At 70.4% G+C, this 21592-nt stretch carries 22 protein-coding genes; 8 read left to right on the top strand and 14 right to left on the bottom strand.

All coding sequences use genetic code 11. The features are described from left to right. The coding region (locus G401_RS56965; protein WP_027346531.1) for a hypothetical protein at positions 1-558 on the top strand (558 nt) is incomplete at its 5' end. An 898-nt stretch (positions 559-1456) separates the two neighbouring features. Here the strand turns inward: G401_RS56965 and G401_RS51160 are convergent. From G401_RS51160 to G401_RS0137555, 3 genes are all read right to left on the bottom strand, one after another. Then, on the bottom strand, positions 1457-2137 hold the full coding sequence (locus tag G401_RS51160; protein WP_245601996.1) for a GtrA family protein: 681 nt from the start codon (positions 2135-2137) through the stop codon (positions 1457-1459). Positions 2138-2219: 82 nt separating this feature from the next. Next, positions 2220-4169: a beta-galactosidase gene (locus G401_RS0137560; RefSeq protein ID WP_027346237.1), complete on the bottom strand. Its 1950-nt coding sequence runs from the start codon at positions 4167-4169 to the stop codon at positions 2220-2222. Between the two features lie 99 nt (positions 4170-4268). After that, complete coding sequence (locus tag G401_RS0137555; protein ID WP_027346236.1) at positions 4269-4643, bottom strand: VOC family protein; 375 nt, start codon at positions 4641-4643, stop codon at positions 4269-4271. A 29-nt stretch (positions 4644-4672) separates the two neighbouring features. Between G401_RS0137555 and G401_RS0137550 the strand changes: the two genes are divergently transcribed. The 4 genes from G401_RS0137550 (at position 4673) to G401_RS0137535 (ending at position 6733) form a co-directional block, all read left to right on the top strand. Continuing rightward, on the top strand, positions 4673-5086 hold the full coding sequence (locus G401_RS0137550) for a MarR family winged helix-turn-helix transcriptional regulator (RefSeq protein WP_027346235.1): 414 nt from the start codon (positions 4673-4675) through the stop codon (positions 5084-5086). Between the two features lie 414 nt (positions 5087-5500). Further along, positions 5501-5782: an ArsR/SmtB family transcription factor gene (locus G401_RS0137545; protein ID WP_027346530.1), complete on the top strand. Its 282-nt coding sequence runs from the start codon at positions 5501-5503 to the stop codon at positions 5780-5782. Next, the gene (locus G401_RS0137540; RefSeq protein WP_027346529.1) at positions 5782-6168 is read left to right on the top strand and encodes a VOC family protein; all 387 of its coding nucleotides are present in this window, start codon (positions 5782-5784) and stop codon (positions 6166-6168) included. Before G401_RS0137545 ends, G401_RS0137540 begins: the two co-directional genes overlap by 1 nt. A gap of 109 nt (positions 6169-6277) precedes the next feature. Then, entirely contained in the window at positions 6278-6733 is a 456-nt protein-coding gene (locus G401_RS0137535; RefSeq protein ID WP_027346528.1) for a hypothetical protein, read from the top strand. Here the strand turns inward: G401_RS0137535 and G401_RS0137530 are convergent. After that, entirely contained in the window at positions 6717-7544 is an 828-nt protein-coding gene (locus G401_RS0137530; RefSeq protein ID WP_027346527.1) for a DUF1295 domain-containing protein, read from the bottom strand. The two genes, G401_RS0137535 and G401_RS0137530, sit on opposite strands and share 17 nt — an antisense overlap. A gap of 13 nt (positions 7545-7557) precedes the next feature. After that, positions 7558-10056, bottom strand: coding sequence for a protein kinase domain-containing protein (locus G401_RS53850; RefSeq protein WP_051367850.1), 2499 nt, complete (start codon positions 10054-10056; stop codon positions 7558-7560). 192 nt (positions 10057-10248) lie between these two features. Between G401_RS53850 and G401_RS0137520 the strand changes: the two genes are divergently transcribed. Continuing rightward, positions 10249-10713 (top strand): VOC family protein, encoded by a 465-nt coding sequence (locus G401_RS0137520; protein WP_027346526.1) that lies wholly within the window; start codon positions 10249-10251, stop codon positions 10711-10713. A 9-nt stretch (positions 10714-10722) separates the two neighbouring features. Then, on the top strand, positions 10723-11427 hold the full coding sequence (locus tag G401_RS51145; RefSeq protein WP_051367849.1) for a TIGR03089 family protein: 705 nt from the start codon (positions 10723-10725) through the stop codon (positions 11425-11427). Here the strand turns inward: G401_RS51145 and G401_RS0137510 are convergent. The 9 genes from G401_RS0137510 to G401_RS51135 form a co-directional block, all read right to left on the bottom strand. Then, entirely contained in the window at positions 11411-12274 is an 864-nt protein-coding gene (locus G401_RS0137510; protein ID WP_027346532.1) for a fructosamine kinase family protein, read from the bottom strand. The genes G401_RS51145 and G401_RS0137510 overlap by 17 nt on opposite strands. Next, entirely contained in the window at positions 12219-13208 is a 990-nt protein-coding gene (locus G401_RS55345; protein ID WP_084558059.1) for a fatty acid desaturase family protein, read from the bottom strand. Before G401_RS55345 ends, G401_RS0137510 begins: the two co-directional genes overlap by 56 nt. Before the next feature lie 89 nt (positions 13209-13297). Continuing rightward, complete coding sequence (locus G401_RS0137500) at positions 13298-13420, bottom strand: ribosomal protein bL36 (RefSeq protein ID WP_027346525.1); 123 nt, start codon at positions 13418-13420, stop codon at positions 13298-13300. Positions 13421-14272: 852 nt separating this feature from the next. Then, complete coding sequence (locus G401_RS0137495; RefSeq protein ID WP_027346524.1) at positions 14273-15490, bottom strand: glycosyl hydrolase; 1218 nt, start codon at positions 15488-15490, stop codon at positions 14273-14275. A 182-nt stretch (positions 15491-15672) separates the two neighbouring features. Continuing rightward, entirely contained in the window at positions 15673-16488 is an 816-nt protein-coding gene (locus G401_RS0137490; RefSeq protein ID WP_027346523.1) for a carbohydrate ABC transporter permease, read from the bottom strand. Positions 16489-16491: 3 nt separating this feature from the next. After that, entirely contained in the window at positions 16492-17400 is a 909-nt protein-coding gene (locus G401_RS0137485; RefSeq protein WP_027346522.1) for a carbohydrate ABC transporter permease, read from the bottom strand. Continuing rightward, positions 17400-18770: an N-acetylglucosamine/diacetylchitobiose ABC transporter substrate-binding protein gene (gene ngcE, locus G401_RS0137480; protein WP_027346521.1), complete on the bottom strand. Its 1371-nt coding sequence runs from the start codon at positions 18768-18770 to the stop codon at positions 17400-17402. The genes G401_RS0137485 and ngcE overlap by 1 nt, the downstream gene beginning before the upstream one ends. Before the next feature lie 77 nt (positions 18771-18847). Beyond that, positions 18848-19600, bottom strand: a complete 753-nt coding sequence (locus tag G401_RS0137475) for a sugar isomerase domain-containing protein (RefSeq protein ID WP_027346520.1) — start codon at positions 19598-19600, stop codon at positions 18848-18850. Next, on the bottom strand, positions 19587-20537 hold the full coding sequence (locus G401_RS51135) for a MurR/RpiR family transcriptional regulator (RefSeq protein ID WP_051367845.1): 951 nt from the start codon (positions 20535-20537) through the stop codon (positions 19587-19589). Before G401_RS51135 ends, G401_RS0137475 begins: the two co-directional genes overlap by 14 nt. Positions 20538-20643: 106 nt before the next feature. On the opposite strand from G401_RS51135, the gene G401_RS51130 reads away from it, so the two are divergent. Next, the gene (locus G401_RS51130; RefSeq protein ID WP_051367843.1) at positions 20644-21525 is read left to right on the top strand and encodes an N-acetylglucosamine kinase; all 882 of its coding nucleotides are present in this window, start codon (positions 20644-20646) and stop codon (positions 21523-21525) included. Positions 21526-21592: the final 67 nt, after the last annotated feature.

The raw sequence follows: 21592 nt of genomic DNA, 5'->3' as shown, positions 1-21592 counted from the left end.
CGTGTCTCCGTCCCGCCGGCGGCCTCCGTCAGCGGCGGCGGCGTCAACATCGACACGTCCACCGAGGAGGTGACCGTCGCCGGGCCCGAGGATCAGGGCGTACAACTCGCCGAATACCTCGAAAGCCTCGCCCCCGTACGCCGCGCGCTGCGTACCGCCGTGCTCGCCCTGCCCGCCCGCAACCCGCGGCAGACCAAGGCGTTCGTCAACCTGTGGCGGTTCTACATGGTGCTGGACTACCGCACGGGCTTCCTGTCCAGCAGCCTGACCGCGATCGAACGGCACAGCATCGAGATGGCCCGCTTCGTCGAGGTCATGGTCCGCTGGCCGTGGCTGCTCGACGCGCTCGGCGCGCACCGCGGCGAAGAGGCGTCGACCCGGCGGATCATCCTCGCCGAACTGCTCGACGCCTGTTCCGACACGGACCGCTGGCGATCGTCCGTCCTCTCGGCGGGACTGGATCCCGACGACCCGGCGACCATCGGCCTGCGCAACCTCTTCTGCCGCCCGGACACCGACGCCGACGTCTTCGCCTCCATAGCAGTCCGCTACCTGTAACCCCCTCCCACCCACACTCCACGATCAACCTCGACGATCTTGCGCGAATGCCCCGAATTTCGTCCGGAGTGCCTGTATTGCCCGAACATTCGCGCAAGATCGTCGCCGGTTTCAGGGGGCGGGGGCGCTGGTTCGGCTGGGCCCGGTCGGACTTTGTCGCGACTGTCCAGTATGGGCGGAGGTGCACGCCGCGACTCTTTGATCATGTAACGCTATTCCGGCGACGGGGACCCGTCGACCTTGATCGTGTAGCGCCATTTCGGCAGGGGAGCGCTCTTTTGCCGGAATGGCGCTACATGATCAAGGAGATTGCCGCGATCATGCCGGGCCCGCGGTCGGCTCCCCCGGACTTTGTCCCGACTGTCCGATACGGGGTTCGGGCGGGTGGGCTTATCGGTGATCGCTCGCGGCTGGGATGTAGTTTTCGGACCCGCTCCCTCGATCCACTACGGCTGGGATGTAGCTATGGGGCGATTTCCTACACCGAACCGCTTTCGATCTTGGGCGAGGGTGCGGTTTGTACATCCCGGGCGCTGTGGATCACGGCCCAGCAGTTCCGGCGCCGGCCGTCGCCTGCGATGCGGGAACAATCTTCCGCCAGGTGGGCAGATGCCGCCGATCTCTTGATCGTTTACGGGTGAGGTGTAAATCCGGCCCGGTCCGCATGATCGTTTACGCATCAGGTGTAGCCGGAGGCGGTCAGCATGCTCCAGAACCGCAAACGATCATGCACTCGGCGGCCGTTTTACACCTGAGCCGTAAACGATCACCGCCCCGGCCGCCACCGAGCGCCCATATCGGACAGTCGCGACAAAAGCCGACCAGGCTGGGGCAGACGGACCGGGGCAGACGAGCCGGAGTTGGACAGTCGCGGCAAAGGACGGGCGAAGGGGGCGAGTCAGCGCCGGCCCTTGCCGGAGGAGACCTTCTTCCCGGACGGAGCCTTAGGCCCAGGATTGCCGGATTTGCGGCGATTAGCCGCGGTCGGCGCGACGATCGGATGGCCCTTGGTGCCCGCGGTGAGGTGGGCCGCGACCGTGGAGTTGCCGGCGGGCCGGACGTCCTGGTGCGGGAAGACCCACTTCTTGAACGCCCACAGCCGGAACACCATCGCCAGCAGCGTGCCGAGGATGATGCCGGAGACGAAGTCGCTGACCTCCTGGGTGAACCGGGTCACGTCCGGTACGCGGATGTCGAGCATGTAGCGGGCGATCCACATGGGTACGTCGTTGAGGACGACGCCGATGCCGCTGATCGCGAAGAAGAGCGCGGCTTCGTGGTGGCGTTCGCGGCCGCCGCGGGTCCGGAAGGACCACTCGCGGTTGAGGACGTAGGAGGCCACGGTCGCGAGGATCGTGGCGATGGTGAGCGCCGTGACCGGTTTGTCGCCCAGGATCGTGAGCTTGAGCGCGTAGTTGATCACTACGGTGATCATGAAGCAGGTTCCGCCGACGATGAGGAACTTCAACGCTTCACGGTGGTGCAGGATCTTCGCGCGGAGCGGCTCCGGCAGCTTGGCCAGCACGCGGCCGATCATGCTGGAGGCCCGGCTGCGCAATCCCTTGGGTTCGTCGGTCACCGGGGCAGCCTATCTCCGCAGTGATCGGCGTGCGCGCCGAGAGCCCCGCCGAACGGGGCGGAGCTCGTGGCGCGCGTCACAATCAACCCGGTAGACCGCCGATGATCACCAGGTCGCCGGGTCCGGTCGCGCTGATCATGGTGCCCCGGTGGGTCACCGCCGCGACCTCGGCACTGTCCAGGAACGAATTGGTGCCCTTGACTATGACGTCGTCCAGCGCGCCGTCGACCAGCCGCACGATCGCCGCGCCGCCGCGGGCCAGGGTGAAGGCCAGCTCCTCGCCCTCGACCGCGATCCGCACCGGGCCGTCGTTGTCACTCTGGGCAAGAACCGTGAGGTACGCGACGCCGCCCTCGCCCGTACGCCGGTAGACGTCCGCGTGTCCGGCGACGACCCGGGCGCCCGGCTCGGCTGTCGGGCCGGCGACCAGCGGAATCCCGGCCAGCAGGGCGCACGGCCGCAGCTGTTCGTCGGTCTCCGGCAGCGGCCCCTCGATCGTGAGCAGCCCGCCGGCGGTGGCGTACGCGGCCAGTTTCCGTTGCACGTCCTCGGCCATGAAATTTCCACCGGGGACGGTCAGGTGCTCGACGGCCGCCAGTTCGTCCGCCGTGGCGGCTTCGAGATCGACGAGCGTGTAGTCGAGTCCGGCCGACCGCATCCGCTCGTGGTACGCGCGCAGCACCCGGCCGCACTGCGGCACGTCCGGGTCGGCCGACCAGGCGGCGATCCCCGCGTACGGGCGGTAGAGGCCGAAGGCGCCACCGGTCTCGGGGACGCAGGCGAGGAACTCGTCGCCGTGCCGGGCGAAGAAGTCCGCGAGCGCCTTCACGACCGGCGCCTTCACCGTGGCCGAGCCGTCCTCGGCGATCGGCGAGCAGTCCGGGTACGGCTCGGTGTGCTGGTCGTCCAGCTCCCGCAGCCAGCCGGAGGTGCCGACGCCGGTGTAGACGTTGAATCCGGTCGCCCCGGCGGCCAGCGCCAGCAGCGTCTGGTGGTGACTCGTGGCCGCGTCGGCGTACGCGCGGTCGTAGAGCTCGGAGAAGCCCCAGTTCTCCTCCATGTTCGGGCCGGGGGCGAGCTTGGCCGCGATCACGTAGCGGGCGTGCGCGTCCAGGTCGGTCGAGACCACGCCCATCCAGTTGGTGAAGCCGTAGTCGATGCGGTCCCAGCCGGCCGGGCGTACGCGGGCCAGCCAGTCGTCGAGTTCCTTGATCGTCGGCGGGTTGAGGTTCACCACCGTCGGGACGTCGACGCCGACCCAGTCCGTCCACATGCGATAGACCCGGCCGAGGTACGCGTCGTGGAACCGGCCCCAGTCGGCGTAAACGAGAGGGTGCTTGGCATCCCAGGCCCGGGGCCCGTCGACGTCGGACCAGGACCCGAAACCCGTCCCGTGCCGCAGGTTGTACGCGTCCACCGACCCGTACCACTCGGCGAGGCACTCGCGGTAGAAGGCGAGCCCCGACGGGCTGTAGTCGAAGGCGGTGACCTCACGGGCGCCGTTGGTGTAGATGCCCTCGTTGGCGATCTGGATCATCGCGACCGGCCCCTCGGGGAACAGCCGCCCGTCGAGCACCTGCCGCCCGACCGCATCCAGCCATTCCCGCGTGTACGCCGAGAACACTGCTCCGAACGGCGCCGGCAGCGGCCGCCCGGACGGGTGCTCGGGCAGGTCCCAGCCCCACCGCGAGGGCTGCCCGGCCGAGTCCAGCAGCGGTTCGATGCGCTCGTCCGCGATCGGGCCGACCCAGTCCGGCAGGCCGCCGTAGGTCGTCTCGGCGTGGATGAACGGGCCCGGCTTCGCGATCACCGTGAGCCCCGCCGCCTGGCACAGCTCCAGGAAGCCGACCACGTTGCGGCTCGGATGCGTCTGGCCCGTGAAGTCGGGCGCCTCGCCGGCCACGGGCTGGTGGTGCCGCCACGGGATGTAGCAGGTGACCACGGTGATGCCGAGGTCGTCGCGCAGGGCGCGCAGCCGGTCGGCCCAGACCTCGGCATCATCGCGATAGTAGGGGTAGTCGGCGGTGTTCAAGACACGCCCGTTTTCGCTGCTCACGCCCGTACTCCCGGCTATCGCGGTACTTATTTCGGAAGTAAAACTAACTTGCGTACAACGAGCGCGTCAACCACTTCAGTAGGTCTGAATCTCCACGAGGTTGCCTTCCGGATCGCGCACGTACGCCGACCTGAGGTTCCATCCTGGACGGTCGGCCGGCGGGGCGACGACCACCTCGGCGGGCAACCGCGCGACCAGTCCGTCGACGTCCGGCACGACCAGGACGAGCATCATCCCCGCACCCCGGCCGGGCTCGGTCGCGACCGCCGCACCGAGCGCCGCGCGCCCGAGGATCGCCAGACCCGTCTCACCGTCGAAGTCGAAGCTCGCGTACTCGAACTGGGGCACGACCTTCTCGGCGGCGAGGCCGAGCGTCTCGGTGTAGAAGCGGACGGTGGCGGCGAAGTCGTCGGCGATGACGCGCGGGTAGATTCGTGGGTAGTTAGCCATAGTGGTAACTTACCAACTATCCTGAACCCATGGTCGACCGCCTCCACTCCCTCCCCGTCTACCAGCTCTCCCAGCTCGGCAAGCGAGGCCGCCGGCGCCTCATGGACCAGTTGGCCGGACGCGGCCGGACGCTCCGCGAGATGGCGGTCCTCGCCGCCCTCACCGAACGCGGCCCCAGCTCTCAACGCGACCTCTGCGATCTTCTCGGCCAGGACCCCAGCGACCTGGTCCGCACGATCGACGCCCTGGAGCAGGCCGGCCTGGCCCGGCGGGAGCGCGATCCCGCCGACCGCCGCCGGCACCTCGTGACCCTCACGGAGGGCGGCGTCCGCGAGCTCGAAGCCTGTGAGCAGACGGCCGAGGCGGTCACCGCCGAGGTGCTCGCGCCGCTCTCCGCCGAGGAACGCGCGACGCTCACCGCGCTCCTGCGCCGCTGCCTCTGACCCACTCCCGACGATCTCGCCTCCACTCCCGGCGGCCTCGCCTCCACTCCCGGCAGCCTTGCGTCCACCCCCGGCGGCCTTGCGTCCACTCCCAACGATCTTGCGCGAATGCCTCGAATTCTGCCTGAAATGCCCGAAAAGCCGGTACATTCGCGCAAGATCGTCGCAGGGGCGGCGCAAGGGGGCCGGGGGCCAGGGGGCCGGGCGCAAGGGGGCCGGGCGCAAGGGGGCCGGGCGCAAGGGGGCCGGGCGCAAGGGGGCCGGGCGCAAGGGGGCCGGGCGCAAGGGGGCCGGGCGCAAGGGGGCCGGGCGCAAGGGGGCCGGGCGCAAGGGGGCCGGGCGTGAGGGGGGCGGCGTGGGGCGCGGGGACGGCGGTGATTGACAGGCAAGTGACGGCTTGCCTATGGTGGGCCTGTGGGGGATGTTTTCCGGGCGCTCGCCGACCCCACCAGGCAGAAGATCGTCGACGAGCTGGCCGAGCGGGACGGCCAGACGCTGTTCGAGATCTGCTCCCGCCTGGCCATGCGCCACGGCCTGGCCTCCACCCGGCAGGCCGTCTCGCAGCATCTGGCCGTGCTGGAGGAGGCCGGCCTGGTCGTGACCAGGCGCGACGGCCGTTACAAGTTCCACCATCTCGATCTCACGCCGCTCCGGCAGGCCGTCGCACGATGGCTGCCGTCCACTGAGGAGAAATGATGCGCGTTGTTGTCACCAGCGTCCTCGTCGACGATCAGGACAAGGCTCTCGATTTCTACGCCGGCAAGCTCGGCTTCGTGAAGAAGCACGACGTGCCGATGGGCGAGCACCGGTGGCTGACCCTGGTCTCGCCGGAGGACCCGGACGGGGTCGAGCTGCTGCTGGAGCCGGACGCCCACCCGGCCGCCAAGCCGTTCAAGGCCGCGCTGATGGCCGACGGCATCCCGGTCAACTCCTTCGCGGTCGCCGACGTCCGCGCCGAGTTCGCCCGCCTGTCCGCCCTGGGGGTGAAGTTCGTGCAGGAGCCGGTGGACATGGGGCCGGTCACGACCGCGGTGCTCGACGACACCTGCGGCAACCTCCTGCAGATCGCCCAGTCGAACTGAGCTCGGGAACAGCGTGGGGAGTCCGGATCCGGACCGTGCGACCGGGGCGTCATCGGCAACCTGGGCGTGAGAGGATTCCTCGCCGGTACGCCTCGCGAGGAGGAACCCCTTGTCCGCCATCGCCACGTTCAACGTCCTGCACCGTTCCGATCTGGACGACCTGGTCCGGGCCGACGACGCCGATGCTCTGATGACGGCGATCCGCAAGCACGGCCGGCGGGTCCACGACGACTACGGCTGGTCCGGCTACTGCATGCTGTACCTGCTGGAGTACCTCGACGAGCGGGGCGCGTACCTGGGTGCGCCCGAGCTCGACGCCGACACCGAGTCGCTGAGCGAACTGCTCTCCTACGCGGTGCTGATCACGGCCGAGCAGAAGAGCTTCCTGCCCGACCTCGATCCGGCCAACCACGCGCTGGAAGAGATCGCCGCGTACTTCGACGACATGGGCTACGGCTTCGAGGACGAGGAGCTGACCGCGGCCATCGACGAGAGCATGGCCGTCCTGTCGGACTCGATCGCCGGCCTCGACGAGGACGAGGTCCTGCTCATCGTGATCGGCTGACCGCCGCCCCGGCCGCCTTGGGCCACCACGGGATCACCGCGGAGACCCGGCGCTGGTAGTCGGCGTACTCGGGGTAGCGCGAGCGCGAGATGCTCTCGGTGAACCGGGTCGACCCGACGAACAGCAGGCTCAGCAGCACCGCGCCGATGATCGACCAGTGGAACACCCGGCCGAGGGCCAGCGCGCCGAAGGCGTACACGACCCACCATTGGGCCTGCTCGAAGAAGAAGTTCGGGTGCCGCGAGTACGCGAACAGTCCCGACTGCAGGAACCGGGGATCGGGCGTACGCCCTGCGGCGGTCTCGGCGGCCTTCCAGGCGTGGAAGTTCCATTGCTGCTGGTCGGCCACGGTCTCGCCGATGAGCAGCAGCAGGAAGAGCGTCGCGGCCGCCACGTCCCCGAGCCCGAACCCGCCCTGGTGCTTGTACGCGACCTGGGCCGGCAGGCAGATCAGCAGCAGCAGGACGTTCTGGTAGACCGTGATGAAGAACAGGTTGAACAGCTCGAACTGCCACCGGGGCATCCGGCCGCGCAGGACCTGCCAGCGGTAGTCCTCACCGCCCGGCCTGTAGCCGCCTTTGCGGGCGAAGTTGAAGGTCAGCCGCGCTCCCCACAGCGTGACCAGCACCAGCATCACGTTGAGCCGGGCGTCCCGGAAGTGCGCCGCACCCGCGTAGACCGCCACGTACGCCACGGGGATCAGCGACCAGATCCGGTCGACCCACGAATGCTCGTGCGTGATCAGGGACAGCAGCCACGTCGTGGCACAGGCGGCGGCGAGGATCCAGAGGCAGAGGCTGAGCGGGTGCATGATCGCATGCTAATCATCCCTGCTGGGGGCACGCGAGCACCGTTACGTCGCCGGCGGCGGCCGTTCGGCTGCCGCTCGCGCCGGACACCGTGAAACTCACCGTGTGCGTCCCCTCGGCGTACGCGGTGGCCGAGGTCAGGGCCACGGGCTGCGAGTCGTGTGGGCTCACCGTCACCGTCGTGCTCGCCGCCTCCTGCCCGTCCACGTTCATCACCACCGTGTACGCGACGGGCCCCGCGTTGTGCTGGGCGGCGATGGTGATCGAGCCCTGGACGGGCGAGGTGCCGCAGTCGCCGGCCGAGGCGGCCGCGTCGGTCAGCGTGAAGCCCGGCTGGCAGCCCGCCTGGGCGTTCCAGTCGGCGGACGAGTCGACCGCGTTGGGGGTCGTGGAGCTCACGGTGGCGCTGCCGTCGCTGCCCGACGCCGCGGTCCCCACGTCGACCTGGCGCGACTGGGGGCCGCTGCCGGTGAAGACCACGCTCGTGGAACTGCTCGCGCCGTTGATCGTCACCGCGAGCTGCACGGTCACCGGGCCGGCCGACACGGCGACCGTCGTGCGTACCGTGACCTGGCAGCCCGGTGCGGCTCCCCCGCCGGCGACCGTGGTGAGCCCGACGACCTGCGGCTTGACGGTCGTGATCGTGAGCTTGGCCGGTGCCGAGACGTTGCCCGCCGCGTCGCGCGCGCTGACGGAGTAGGTGTACGACGTGCCCATCGCCAGACCGGAATCCACATAGGACGTCGTGTCCACGGTCACCGCCGCGAGCGCGTCCCGGGCCACGAGGTAGTCCACGACGCCGGCGTCGTCCATGGACGGGTTCCACCGCAGGGACACCGAGGACGTGGTGGTCCGCAGCGCAGTCAGTCCACTCGGGACGGACGGGGCCGTCGTGTCCGGCGTCTTCAGCGTCGTCCCCGAGGCCCGCCCGCTGTACGCCGAGAGATTCCCCGCCGCGTCGACGGCCCGCACCGTGTAGGAGTGGGTCGACTCCGGAGTGAGGCCCTCGTCGGTGAACTTCGGCCGGGTCGTGCTCCCGACCCGGCGGTCGTCGCGGAAGACCTGGTAGTCGGTCACGCCCACGTCGTCGGTGGCGGCGTTCCAGGCCAGCGCGATCGAGGTCGTCGACCGGCCGACGACGCGTACCCTGGCCGGGGAGGTCGGCTTGCGGACGTCGGGCACCTTGAGCGTACGCGCGGCGGTCTTGGCGCTCGGCAGCGAGACGTTGCCCGCCGCGTCGACCGCCACCACGGTGTAGGTGTAGCCCGTGTCGACCTTCAGTCCACTGTCGACATAGCCGGGGGTCGGGGACGTGCCGGCCTGCGTACCGTTGCGGGAGATCCGGTACTCGATGACGCCGACGTCGTCGATCGCGGGGTCCCAGGCCAGCGTGATCGCGGTCGTCGTCCGGCCGGACACCTTCACGCCGGACGGCGGCTGCGGGCTCATCGTGTCCGGGCCGGTGGCGGCCGGGGACACCGTCGGCTGCGGGCCGGCGTTGTGCGTACCCGGGGAGTCCGCCGGCGCCGACGAGTGCCGCAGCGCGAAGGCCACCCCGGCGACGGCGAGGACGGCGACCAGGCTGCCCGCGACGAGCATGGTCCGGCGCCGCGACCGCGGGTACTCCGGCGGCGGTTGGGAGACCTCGATCGGCGGCAGCGGCGTCGGGCGGAGCCGGCCGGGCCGCGGCGCCTCCACGCTCTCCGGGATCTCGGCGGACTCCGCGCTCACGGCTCCGACGACCGAGGTGAGCCGGTCGACGGCCGCGTACAGGGGAAGGCGCTGGGCGGGATCGTCGGCGAGCAGGCTCATGATCACGTCCGCGACCGGGCTGTCCGGCTGCGGCCAGGGCGTGCTCCCGCCCGACGGTACGCGTCCGGTCAGGGCGAAGTAGAGGGTCGCGCCGAGGCTGTAGAAGTCGGCGGCGACGGTGATCCGCTCCCGACGGGACAGTTCGGGGGCCGCGTAGCCGGCCGCGCGGTGGGTCGCGGCGAGGTCGGCCACGGCACCGACCGCGGCGATCTGCGGCGTGGCGAGGTCGCTCAGCATCGGGCCGCCGCCGTCGGCGAGCAGCACGTTGGTCGGCCGCACGTCGCGGTGCACCAGGCCGGTCGCGTGCGCGGCCGCCAGCGCGTCGGCGAGTTGCAGACCCAGCCGCGCGACCCGGGGCGCCGACCACGGCCCGTCGGCGGCCACGTCGTCGGCGAGCGAGTGGCCGACGACCCGCTGCATGATGATCCACGCGCGGTCGTCGTCCTCGAGGACGTCGTAGACGGTCACGATGCCCGAGTGGGCGAGCCGGCCGGTGGCCCGGGCCTGGGCGGCCGCCTGGCGCAGCAGTCCGGGCCGGACCGCGGCCGGCACGTCGGCGCCCAGCCGCAGCTCGCGCACGGCGACGGAACGGCCGAGCACGTCGTCGTGCGCCTCCCAGACGCCGCCCGACTGCCCGGTCGCGATCGGCTGCACCAGGCGATACCGCCCGCTCAGCACCGCCCCGACGAGGGGTTCGACCACCGCTGCTCCCGAGTGTTTGCGCTGATCCCTCTCCACTGACCAGGGCACAGTGCACCACAAGTGTGGCGCTGCGGAAAGCCGGTGGCTGCCGTATTTCAGCCAGTGCCGAAATTCGCCGCGATCCAGGCCCCTGACCTGCATGCTTTTCACGACACGCGGAAAATTGTCGGTACGCGCCGCGAGAATGGGTGGATGACGCAGAAAATCACGCCTTATCTCTGGTACGACGGGGTCGCCGAGGAGGCCGCGAAGCACTACGTCTCGATCTTCTCCGACGGGCGCATCGTCGACGTCGCCCACACCGCCGACGGCACCGTGCTGACGGTCACGTTCGAGCTGGCCGGGCAGCGTTTCGTGGGGCTCAACGGCGGCCCCGAGTTCCCCTTCACCGAGGCGATCTCGTTCTACGTCGACTGCGACGGCCAGGCCGAGGTCGACCGGCTGTGGAACGCCCTGCTCGCGGACGGTGGCGAGGAGAGCCAGTGCGGCTGGCTCAAGGACAAGTACGGCGTCTCCTGGCAGATCATTCCCAAGACGCTCATCGAGCTCATGAACGATCCGGATCCGGCCAAGGCGGGCCGCGTCGTCCAGGCCATGATGGGAATGCGCAAGATCGACGTTCAGGGGCTACGGGACGCGTACGAAGGTCGGGCGTAGCCTGGTCGGATGCTCCTGACCTACTACGACGACAACACGGGCGAGCGTACCGAGCTGTCGGCCGCCGACCTCGGCGCCTGGTCGGCGCGTACGGCCGGGATGCTGCGCGAGGGTTGCCGCCTGCGGCCGGGCAGCCGGATCGCCGTCCTGCTCCCGCCGCACTGGCAGACCGCCGCGGTCCTGCTCGGCGCGTGGGCGGCCGGCATGGCGCTGTCGCTGCGGCCGGAGTCCACCGCCGGGCTGGCCCCGCTCGGCCCCGGCGCGAACGACCCGCTCGACGCGACCTTCGTGGCCCGCCACCGCATCGGCTCGTGGATCGAGGACATCCCCGACGCCACCCACCGCTACGTGCTCGGCCTCGCCCCCCACGGTGCGCCCTTGGCCGACGTCCCGCTCGGCTATCTCGACTACGTCACCGAGATCCAGCGGTACGCCGACAGCCCGCCTCCGTACCGCCAGGTCCTGCCGTCCGCGCCGGCGACGGTCGACGGCACGAGCCACGGCGCCTGGGCCGCGCTCGCCACCGAGATCGGCCACTCGGCCGGCATCCGGGCCGGCGACCGCGTCCTCGTCGACGCGACCGAGCACGAGAACCCGGTGCGCTGGCTGCTCGCCCCGATGGTGCTCGGCGCCTCGGTCGTGTTGTGCGCCAACCTGAACCGGACGAGGCTCGACGATCGGATGGCCCGCGAGGGCGTCACCCGCGTACTCTGAACGGCCCGGTCAGCCGGCGTACCTCGGCGGCGGCACCCCAGTCGTCGTCACCGTGGGCGATCGTGCTCATCAGCTCCCGCAGGTGCAGCAACGCCATCCGCTCCCGCCAGCCGTCGTCGAGCGGCCGCACCTCCTGGTACGCCGGGAACAGCCGATCCGACTCGGGCGGCCGGGGCGACGCGTACAGCATGCTGAGGTCGGTCTCGGGCCACGCGTAGGAGACGGCCGGATCGATCACGACCGGGGCCCCGACGGTGTCGGCGAGGACGTTCTGGCACCACAGGTCGCCGTGCGTCAGACTGGCCGGCGTCGCGGGCACGAGTTCCGGCAGGCGTACGCAGAGCCGTTCCAGCGCCCGCCGGTCGGCCGGGTCGAACGCGTCCTCGGCCGGCTTCTCGCGCAGCCACCGCAGTACGCGCCGCTCCGCGAAGAACCGGTGGCCGTCGGAGTCCCAGGAGTTCTCCTGGACGTGCCGGCCCAGCCAGCCGTCCCGGTGCCAGCCGAAGCGGTCATTCACTGTGGACAGATGGAGGCGGGCGAGCTCACGGCCGAGCCGCTCCCAGAACCGCCCGTCCGCCGGCCTCGGCGACATCGGCTGCAGCACAAGGAGATCCGGGGAGACATAGCGAACCTCGGGCGTCGCGAGCGCGGCCGCCCGCAACGCGGACAAGCCCTCGGCCTCGACCGCGAACAGGTCCGGGCCGGGATCGGCGAACGTCTTGGCGAAGGCCAGCGTGCCGTCGGCGAATGTCACCAGGGCGGCCTGCGCGACCACCCCGCCGGCCGCGCCCTCAACGGTCAGCGGGCTGAAGCCGTTGCGTACCAGGCGGTCGCGGAGAAGATCCATCCGGCCATCGAACCACGGGACGCACGTCTTCGCGATCCGCCGGGATCGGGCCCCGCAACTGCCGGAGCACCGCGGGGAACCAGTCCAGGTGGAATTCGTCGCCGTCGGCGAGGAACTGCTCGCGCAACGCGTACCAGGGCACGCCCGGATGCTGATGGTGCACGTTGTGGAGGTTGAACGCCAGCACGAACGCCTCCAGCGGCCGCGGCAGCCGCAGGTTCATCGCCTCCAGCGGCGCCTCCAGCCGCGTACCGTAGTGGTAGGCGTTGTCCGCCAACGAGATCAGCACCGCCCGGCCCAGCACGGCGAGGCCCAGCATCCAGGCGTGCCGGCCGTACGCCCAGAGCGCCGCGGCGTACAGGACGACGATGCCGGCCGCGTCGATCCGGAACTGGCGCAGATGCCGGCGTGCCACGGTGTCGAAGACCAGCCCGGTGACCGTGCCCTCCGCGTCCGTACGCCGGGCCAGCCACCGCCACACCGACGCCGGCGCGGCCATCAGCACCACGCTCGCGGCCTCGGCGAGATAGAGGCCGCCGAGCAACTGGGTGAAGTACTTCCGGGCCGCCCCCGCGAAGCTCGTGACGGCCGGATCGTAGATCTCGGTACGCTCCCGCCGGGTCCGGCTGAACCGGTGATGCAGTAGATGACCGGTCTTGAGCAGCGCGAACGGGGCGCCGTAGGTGACGGCGAGCACCCGGCCGGCCCGATCGTTCCAGGTACGCGTACGCAGCAGGCCGCCGTGGATCGCCTCGTGGATCAGCGACCAGAGCGGCGTCGTGAGGAACGTGAGCGGCAGCAGCAGCCACCCCCACCGCACCTCGTCCGCGATCAGCACGGGAATGAGTACGAGTTGTCCGGCCGCCAGCAGAAGGGCGGCCGCGAGGAGACCGAGCGAAAGAGTCGCCCGGTGACGCTGGGGAACCCCGACCACGACCGGACACTAACCATGATCATGAACGGGAACCACAACGGCCGGGCGACGGTTGGATGTATGTCCAGCGGCAGCCGGTTCGCCGGCTGTCAGCCCTGCCGGCCCTTGAGCCGCGGATCGGTCTTGTTGATCACCAGCACCTTGCGGCCGCGGCGTACCACGACCGAACCCGGGCGGCGGGCCAGGCTGCGCAGCGAGCTTCGTACCTTCATCGCAGGTCACCCCTTTCCTTCCGCCCCCACAACCACCCCACCCCCACCGAAATTCCCCCCGCCCCTCCCCCGCCCTCCCCGCCCGCGGCGACCCCGCCGCCCCATCCGACGATCTTGCGCGAATGTCCCGAATTTCGTCCGGTGTGCCAGAAATGCCCGAACATTCGCGCAAGATCGCCGCCAGCGGGCCCTTTCCGCAACTGTCCGATATGCCGGCTGGGCGGGTCGGCTCGTCGTTGTTCGCGATGCGGGAACGATCTTCCGTCATGTGGATCGGCGGCGCTGAGTCCTTGATCGATTGCGGCTGACGTGCGCGTCCGGGCCGCCGAACACGCGTACCGGACAGTCGTCAAGGCCAGGGGTGAAGGGGTGAAACCGTGAGCGGACGGCAGTGAACGATGCTTCGCCCCACTCACCTGGCAGTGGAGGCCCCCCGGGGCCGGAACGGTCTCCCGCGCGAGGAGCGGAGGTGAGATCGACGAACCCGGGACCTGAATTTGATCTTCAAAGAATGTGAAATGCCCTGGAATGCCCATCTGACATGGGCTGGGAGGGCCCGCCACGGCCGCCGAGGAACCGGGCGGAGTCCCAGCGCCACCTCGCGACCCGGCTCGCCGCACCACAGCCGAAGATCGACTGCAATCCCCCGATTGCTCGGCCACCTGCCGCACATGCGCCAGAAGAACCGTATCCGCAGGCCGGCCGCGGGTCGTCCTACCTGAGTGGGATCGTCGTCTACCGCGAGGGTTTACCCGCGGCGAAGATCACGGCACGGCGGTGATCGATGGACGACGAAAGGCGGGGCCGCCGTCACGGCGGCCCCGCCACGTGGGGAACTACTCGGCGAACGGCTCAGCAGCGGCCGAGGTCCTCCCAGTTCGCCGTCCAGCCCGGCTCCGAGCCCTGGGTCCACCACTTGGCCCGCCACACGTGTACGCCGTCGCCGGACGCCGGCCCGTTCGGGTCGCCGTACTTGCTGCGCTCGTGGGTGACGCGGTCGTTGGTGTTGTAGACGGAGTTGATGTTCCAGGCCGGTACGCCGGAGCAGTTGCCCGGCAGCGGCGAGGTCGACCGCGACGGGGAAGCCGACGGGGAGGCCGACCGCGAAGCGGACGGGGACGGGGACGCCGACCGGGAGGCCGAGGCGGAGGTCGACGGCGTGGTGCAGGTGCCGCCGGCGTCCACCGTGTCCGCGAAGCCCGTGCCGGCCGACCGGTACGCGGCGGCCTTGGCGGTCGCGTCGGCCGGTGCGACGACCTGGTTCTTGGCGAAGTAGAGCCAGTCCACCTGCTCGATGTACTTGCTCGTCCCGCCGGTGTGCGCCGCGGTGTCGATGAACCACAGGTTGTAGTTGATGGTCATCGTCTGGCGCGGGTAGTACTTGCCCGTGTGGTCGCCGACCAGCGTCCCGTCGATGTAGTACAGGACGTGCCCGTTGGCCACCTGTGCCACCAGGGTGTGCCAGCCGTCGTAGCTCTGGCGCTCCTCGGAGTGCTGGTTGTCGGCGTACCAGGGGTCGTTGCGGTAGGTGTACCAGGTGGTCTGGTAGTTGATCGGCCCGGTCTCGCCCCAGCCGCCGTTCGGCAGGTACTCCGACACGTCGAGCTCGGAGTAGGTCGGGTCGAGGTCCCCGTTGAGCGGGCTGATCGTGAAGAACGTCTCGTTGATGTGGTCGCCGTCGTTGCCGCTCGCGGGCGTGTCCGTGAACCGGATACGCGTCGCGTACGTGCCTTCGAAGTAGCGCTTCTGGCTGGTGTAGATCTCGGCGTGGGTGGTACCGGCACCTGTGCCGTCGGTACCGGAGTTCAGTTGCAGGATGCCCGACGACGGGAACGTGATGTTCGCGGCGCTCCAGACCGCCCCGGGTACGCCGGGACCGCCCTGGTAGCTGCGCGGCACCCAGCCGTGGGCGGTGAGCGAGGAATCGGTCGACGAGGTGTAGTTGAAGTCGTCGAACAGGACGCCGCAGTCGGCCGCGGCCGCGGCGCCGGACGTCACGGTGGCGAGTCCGACGAGCGTACCGGCGGTGAGCACGGCGGCCGCGACGGCCGCCTTGATACTGCGAGACATAACTGCCTCTCCTCCTTCAGGGCCGGGGGGATTCGGCCCACAGGGGCCGCCGGTCGACTCGGCGACCCCGGGGGCGGGCAGGACGGGGTTCCGGCGCCACGTCGCGCCGGCGTACCCTGCCCGCGTTCACTGCCTGCGACACCGGCTGACTGCCCGGCGCGCAGGTGTCTGGGGAAACTCGGTTACCTGACCGCGCCCGCCGTGAGGCCGGCGCGCAGGTGTCTCTGGAAGGCGACGTACGCGAACAGCACCGGGAGCATCGCGATGGTGAGCCCGGCGAACAGTCCACTCCAGTCGCTGCGGTAGCCCTGGCTGACGGACAGCGCCGCCAGCCCCTGTGCCAGGACGTACCGGTCGGGATCGGGGTTGAGCACCAGCGGGAGCAGGTACTGGTTCCACAGCCCGAGGAAGTTGAAGATGCCGACGCTGACCAGCCCGGAGCGGGCCATCGGCAGCATCACCCGGTAGAACACCTTGAGATGCGAGCACCCGTCGATGAACGCCGCCTCGGCGACGGCCGACGGGAGCGTGCGGAAGAACGAGTGCAGGAAGAACACCGTGAACGGCATCGCGTACGCCGTGTAGACCAGGATCAGTCCCGGATAGGTGCCCAGCAGTCCCAGTTGCTGCACGACGAAGAACAGCGGGACGAGCGCCAGGAACACCGGGAAGAACATGGACGCGACGAACGTGTAGTAGACGAGCCGGTTGCCCCGGAACTCGTACCGGGCCAGGGTGTAGGCGACCAGCGAGCCGAGCACCATCGTCAGCGCCAGGGCGCCCCCGACGACGATGAGGCTGTTGAGGAAGTAACGGCCGATGCTGGCCGAACCCCACGCCCGGGACCAGTTGTCGAAATGCGGCCGGGACGGCGGCGTCCACGGGCTGTCGAGGATCTCCGAGTCGCTCTTCAGCGAGCTCATCACCGCCCACAGCAACGGGAACGCCGTGACGACCGCCCAGGCCATCATGACCACGTGCAGCGGCACCCTCTTCATCGTCTACACCTCCACCCGGTCCGTCGCCCGGCCGCCCCGCAGGGCGAAGACCGCGATCACGAGCGTCAGGAAGAACAACGTCACGCCCATCGCGGAGGCGTACCCGAACTTGCCGTAGGTGAAGGCGTTGCGGTACAGGCTCAGCCCGATCACCTCGGTGTGCCCGTCCGGCCCGCCCGGCCCGACCGTCATGATCTGCACGATCGCGAAGCCGTCCAGCGCGGCGATTCCCAGGTAGACGAACGCCACGCGGACGTTGTCGCGTACCAGGGGCAGGGTGATCCGGCGGAACGTCGACCAGCCGCCCGCGCCGTCGATGATCGCGGCCTCGTACAGCTCCTTGGGGATGGCGTCCATCGCGGCGCTGAACAGCACCATGTAGAAGCCGACCGAGGACCACACGATCACCGTCATCACCGCGGCCAGGGCCAGGTTCGGCTCGGCGAGCCAGCTGCGCGCCAGCCCGCCCAGCCCCACGCCCCGCAGGGTCCCGTTCAGCAGCCCGTTGTTGGGGTTGTAGACGAACTGCCAGAGCACCGCCACGATCGCCAGCGACAGCAGCTGCGGGAAGAAGTACACGATCTTGTAGAAGGCCGCCCCGCGTACGCCGTGAAGGCTCCGCCGCCCGCCGAGGTGCAGCATGGAGGCGAGGAAGAGCCCGATCCCGATGGTCACCACCGGCACCGCCACCAACATCACGGCGTTGTTGCGCAGCGCATCGAGGAACAGCGCGTCCCCGCCGAGGCGGGCGTAGTTGCCCCACCCGACGAAGTGCGCGTTGCCCGCGACACCGGTCCAGTCCGTCAGCGACAGGTAGAACGCCTGCGCGTACGGCGAGAGCACGAAGAGCGCGTGCAGTATCAGCGCGGGTACGAGTGCGCCGATGATGAACCGGTACCTTCCGTGTTTCATCAGCGCGTGTACTTCGTGACAGTGGTGTCCTTGGCGACGGCGTCGGCGGCCTTCTGCACCCGGTCGGCCCAGGCCTGCGCATTGATCCGCTTGTTCACCAGTTCGGCCGTCGCGTCGTCGACCGCCTTGGCCAGCGGCGCGTACCAGCTGCGGAACCGGTAGCTGAACGCCTCGGTCCCGGCGGCTTCCGCCGCATCGCGTACGGAGGTGAGGGCGGGCGACAGGGACAGCCCCTCGGTCGCCCCGGCGATGGCCGGCAACGTGGAGTTGGCCTGTGCGAACGACTTCGCCGACGCCTTGGAGAACAGGATGCGCAGGTACTCCAGGCCGCCCTGCTTGTTCTTGGCCTTCGCGGGGACGAGGAAGGACTCGGAGCTGGCCGCCTCGATGGCGGTGACCTTCATCTTGTCCGATGTGGTCAGTGACGGGACCGTGCCCATCACCATGTCGAAACCGGCCGGGGTGACGCCCTTCTGCTCGCTCTCCAGCCACGAGCCGCACGGGATCAGCGCCGCCTTGCCCTGGCACCAGGCCGCCTGCGACTCGGTGTGCGACAGCGCCTCCGAGCCGGCCATGATGTAGCCCTTGCCGGCCAGCTCGGCGAACGCCTCGGCCGCGCCGATCAGCGCCGCGTTCTTCCACGCGTTCGGTTCGAGGTTGTCGACCGACTTCAGCAGGTCCGTGCCGCCGGTCTTGGCCGCCATCGTCAGCATCGGGTCGTTGATGTACTCCGGGTACTTGCCCTGGTAGGTCCAGGGCGCGATGCCCGCCTTCTTGATCTCCTCGCAGAGCGTGAGCATGTCCGCCCACGTCTGCGGGTACGCCCACCCGTGCTTGTCGAACAGCGGCTTGGAGTACCACATGCCCCACACGGTGTAGGTGAGGTTCAGCGTCGCCACCTTGCCACCGAACGTGCCGTCGTCGACGACGCCCGCGAGGAGCGTGTCGCGGACCTTCTTGTCCGGGCTGTCGTACGCGGGCGCGTCCAGCAGCTCGGTCAGGTCGGCCAGCTTGCCCGAGGCGACCAGGGTCGGCAGGTCGAGCCGGCCGGCACCGGAGTTGTCCACGACGTCCGGCGGGGTGTCGGCGACGAACCGGGGCTGGAGCGCCTCGCCGACGCGCTGGATGCCCTTGTGGTCGACCTTGGCCTTCGGGAACTTCTGCGTGTACGTGGCCTCGGCGCTCTTGGCGTAGTCGTCGCCGTAGCCGCCCTTGAAGATGACGACCTCCAGCCCCGCGTCGGCCGGTACGCCGAGCGGGTTGTCCGCGGTCTTGGCACCGCTGCCGGCGGACTCGTTGCCGCCGCCCGAGGAGGTCACGCAACCGGCCAGAACAGGGGTGGCCGCCACCGCGACCGCGGCGGAAAGCACGGCGCGGCGGGAGGCCGGAACCGTGGAAGATACTCTTGACGAGGGGAAATGAACCATCGCAGCGGTTCTCTCTTCTCCTAAGCGGTACGCCGGATGCGCCCGGCGTACCGCGCTTCCAATTGGTTGTTGTGCTCGCGCCCGCCGGGCACGTTGTCGGACAGGTAGACCGGCGGGGTGATCCCGGCGTCGAGGAGCCGGGCGACTACGTCGGCGACGAGCTGCTGAGCCAGCAGCGCGGCCGTGATCGAGGAGACGGCGCCGATGCTGCCGCCGCCGGGCAGGGGCAGGGCGGCGTCGCCGTAGGGCGCGCCGTTGTCGAGGACCACGTCGGCGAGGTCGCCGAGCTTCTTGCCGGACGGGTGCCGGGAGTCCACGCCCGCGCTGTGCGCCACCGAGGTGATCGCCACCAACGGGTGCCCGGCCTCCTTGACCACCAGAGCCATCTCGACGATCGCCCCGTTGACGCCGGAGTTGCTGGCGATGACGAACGCGTCGTCCGGGCCGACCGGCGCCAGGTCGTAGATACGCCGGGCGACGGTGGGGTCGCGTTCGAGCGACGGATCCGCGAGCACCGTGGCCGGATCGCCCCCGTAGTGCACGATGTCGCGCAGGGCGAGCCGGTTGGAGGCCACGAGCCCGCCCGCCCGGCCGGCGATCTCCATGGCCAGCGCCTCGGAATGCCCGCAGCCGAAGGCCTGGATCACCCCGCCCTTGGCGACGGCCGAGGCCAGGATCTCGGCGGCGGCCGCGAGGCGCTCGGGCTGGCCGGAGCCGACCCGTTCGATCGCCTCCCGGATCACCGTCAGGTACGCAGCGCTACTGATCGTCACGCGTCTTGCCTTTCTTCTGGACTGGACTTTCTGCTCGCGCGACCGCGCCCCGGCGCTTGGCGGTGTCGGGCAGCCGATGGGCGTCGACGGCGCGGACGGTGACCTCCAGCGCCTCGGCTGTGCGGTCGAACGTCTTCTGCGCCACGGCGACGTAGATGAGGTCCAGCACGACCAGCTGCGAGTGCAGCGCCGAGAGCGCGGCCAGCCGGAAGGTGGTCTCGTGCACCGTCGTGGTCAGCACGACGTCGGCCACCTCGGCCAGCGGCGAGCGGCCGAAGGAGGTGATGGCGACGGTGGTGGCACCGTGGTCGCCCGCCTCCGCGAGCGCCTCGATGACCTCCCGCGTACGCCCCGAGTGGGACAGGCCGATCGCCACGTCCCCGGCACCCAGCAGGGCCGCGTTGGTCAGCGCCCGGTGGGCGTCCGGCCGGTACCAGACCGGGATGCGGATGCGCTCCAGCCGGAACGCCATCTCATGCCCGGCGGTGCCGCTGCTGCCCAGCCCGAAGATCTCGACCCGGCCCGCCCCGGCGATGGCGGCGGCTACGGTGTCCACTGCGGACAGATCCAGCCCGGCCGCGGTCGCCTGGATGGCCCGCGTGTCGGCGGTCGCGATCACGTTGAGCGCGCGGTCGAGGGAATCCCCCGGCGCGATGTCCCCGCTGATGTCGGTCTCCCAGCGGGCCTGTTCGGCCCGGCCGGTCTCGGTCGCGACGGCGACGCGCAGGTTCGCGTACCCCCGGAAGCCGAACATCCGGCTGAACCGGGTCACGGTCGCCGTCGAGGTGCCGGCCCGTTCGGCGAGGTCGACGATGCTGGCGTGGGCCGCCGCCTCGGGGTCGGCCAGGATCTGCTCCGCGATGCGCGCCAGCGCGTCGGGCAGGCCCGGACCCTCCGTCTTCAGCCGCTCCATGAGGCCGCCGCTCACCACCGACATGCTCAGGTTCCCTTTCCGAAATTTTCACGTGCTCTGGGTTGCGATGAAAATTACGATCGCGGCGAGGTCTTGTCAATAGTTGTTTTCCTATGCTGAGATCTGCCGCATGACGGACGAGGCACGGGACCTGATCGTGGGCGTGGATGCGGGCGGCACCTCGACCCGCGCGGTCCTCGTGGACTCCTCGGGCGCGGTGCTGCGGCGGGGGCACGCCGGTCCGGGCAATCCCGTCACCGACGGCGCGGCGGCGGCCGCCGCCCTCCAGCTCGCTATACGGGCCGCACTGGAGGGCCGGTCCCCGGACCGGGTCGCCGCCGTCGCCCTGGGGGTCGCGGGCGTCACCGGCGTCGCCGCCGCCCGCGCCCACTACGACCGGGCGCTCGCCGAACTCGGCCTCACCGCCCCGCTCCTGCCCTTCGCCGACGCGGTCACCGCCTTCGCCGCGGGCACGCACGCGCCGCGGGGCGCCGTCCTCATCGCGGGCACCGGAGCAGTGGCAGCCCTTGTACGCGACGCGGCGATCACGCGTACGGCGGACGGGCACGGATGGCTGCTCGGCGACCGGGGTTCCGGCGTCTGGCTGGGCCTCGAAGCCGTCCGCCGGGTCGTGCGCCACTGGCCGGCATCCGCCTTCGCGGACGAGGTCCGGCGGCACGCCGGCGCGTCCGATGTGGACGGTCTGGTCCGCTGGGGCAACGCCGCCCGGGCCGGCGGGCTCGGCGCCCTGTCACCGGTCGTGTGCTCCCATGCCGGGGACGACCCGGTGGCGAAGTCCATCGTGGACGATGCCGCCCGGGAACTGGTCGCCACCCTGGACGATCTCGGTGACCCCGACGGCCCGATCGTGCTCGCCGGCGGCCTGCTGACCGGCGGAACCCCGGTCCAGACGGCGGTCGCCGGCCTGCTCACCACCCGCGGCGCCACCGTCGCGATCGCGGGCGACGCCGCCGAGGCAGCCGCCCGCCTGGCCCGCGCGGCCATCCCCTGACCGCACCCGCCCCGCCGCCCACCCGCCGCCCCGCCCCGCCGCCCCAAGATCCCGCTGCCCCAAGATC

The organism is Hamadaea tsunoensis DSM 44101 (genome assembly GCF_000428945.1).
Taxonomy (GTDB): domain Bacteria; phylum Actinomycetota; class Actinomycetes; order Mycobacteriales; family Micromonosporaceae; genus Hamadaea; species Hamadaea tsunoensis.
Note: the sequence above shows the minus strand (reverse complement) of the source record. Positions and strands in the feature narration are given on the sequence as shown.

What these genes read in the sequence shown, in the direction of transcription:
- G401_RS51135 (WP_051367845.1), bottom strand. Translation starts at nt 20,537, where the DNA reads ATGTCGGTGGTGAGCGGCGGCCTCATGGAGCGGCTGAAGACGGAGGGT.
- G401_RS0137540 (WP_027346529.1), top strand. Translation starts at nt 5,782, where the DNA reads ATGCGCGTTGTTGTCACCAGCGTCCTCGTCGACGATCAGGACAAGGCT.
- G401_RS51130 (WP_051367843.1), top strand. Translation starts at nt 20,644, where the DNA reads ATGACGGACGAGGCACGGGACCTGATCGTGGGCGTGGATGCGGGCGGC.
- G401_RS0137555 (WP_027346236.1), bottom strand. Translation starts at nt 4,643, where the DNA reads ATGGCTAACTACCCACGAATCTACCCGCGCGTCATCGCCGACGACTTC.
- G401_RS0137500 (WP_027346525.1), bottom strand. Translation starts at nt 13,420, where the DNA reads ATGAAGGTACGAAGCTCGCTGCGCAGCCTGGCCCGCCGCCCGGGTTCG.
- G401_RS51145 (WP_051367849.1), top strand. Translation starts at nt 10,723, where the DNA reads ATGCTCCTGACCTACTACGACGACAACACGGGCGAGCGTACCGAGCTG.
- G401_RS0137530 (WP_027346527.1), bottom strand. Translation starts at nt 7,544, where the DNA reads ATGCACCCGCTCAGCCTCTGCCTCTGGATCCTCGCCGCCGCCTGTGCC.
- G401_RS0137490 (WP_027346523.1), bottom strand. Translation starts at nt 16,488, where the DNA reads ATGAAGAGGGTGCCGCTGCACGTGGTCATGATGGCCTGGGCGGTCGTC.
- G401_RS0137550 (WP_027346235.1), top strand. Translation starts at nt 4,673, where the DNA reads ATGGTCGACCGCCTCCACTCCCTCCCCGTCTACCAGCTCTCCCAGCTC.
- G401_RS0137520 (WP_027346526.1), top strand. Translation starts at nt 10,249, where the DNA reads ATGACGCAGAAAATCACGCCTTATCTCTGGTACGACGGGGTCGCCGAG.
- G401_RS0137510 (WP_027346532.1), bottom strand. Translation starts at nt 12,274, where the DNA reads ATGGATCTTCTCCGCGACCGCCTGGTACGCAACGGCTTCAGCCCGCTG.
- G401_RS0137485 (WP_027346522.1), bottom strand. Translation starts at nt 17,400, where the DNA reads ATGAAACACGGAAGGTACCGGTTCATCATCGGCGCACTCGTACCCGCG.
- G401_RS0137495 (WP_027346524.1), bottom strand. Translation starts at nt 15,490, where the DNA reads ATGTCTCGCAGTATCAAGGCGGCCGTCGCGGCCGCCGTGCTCACCGCC.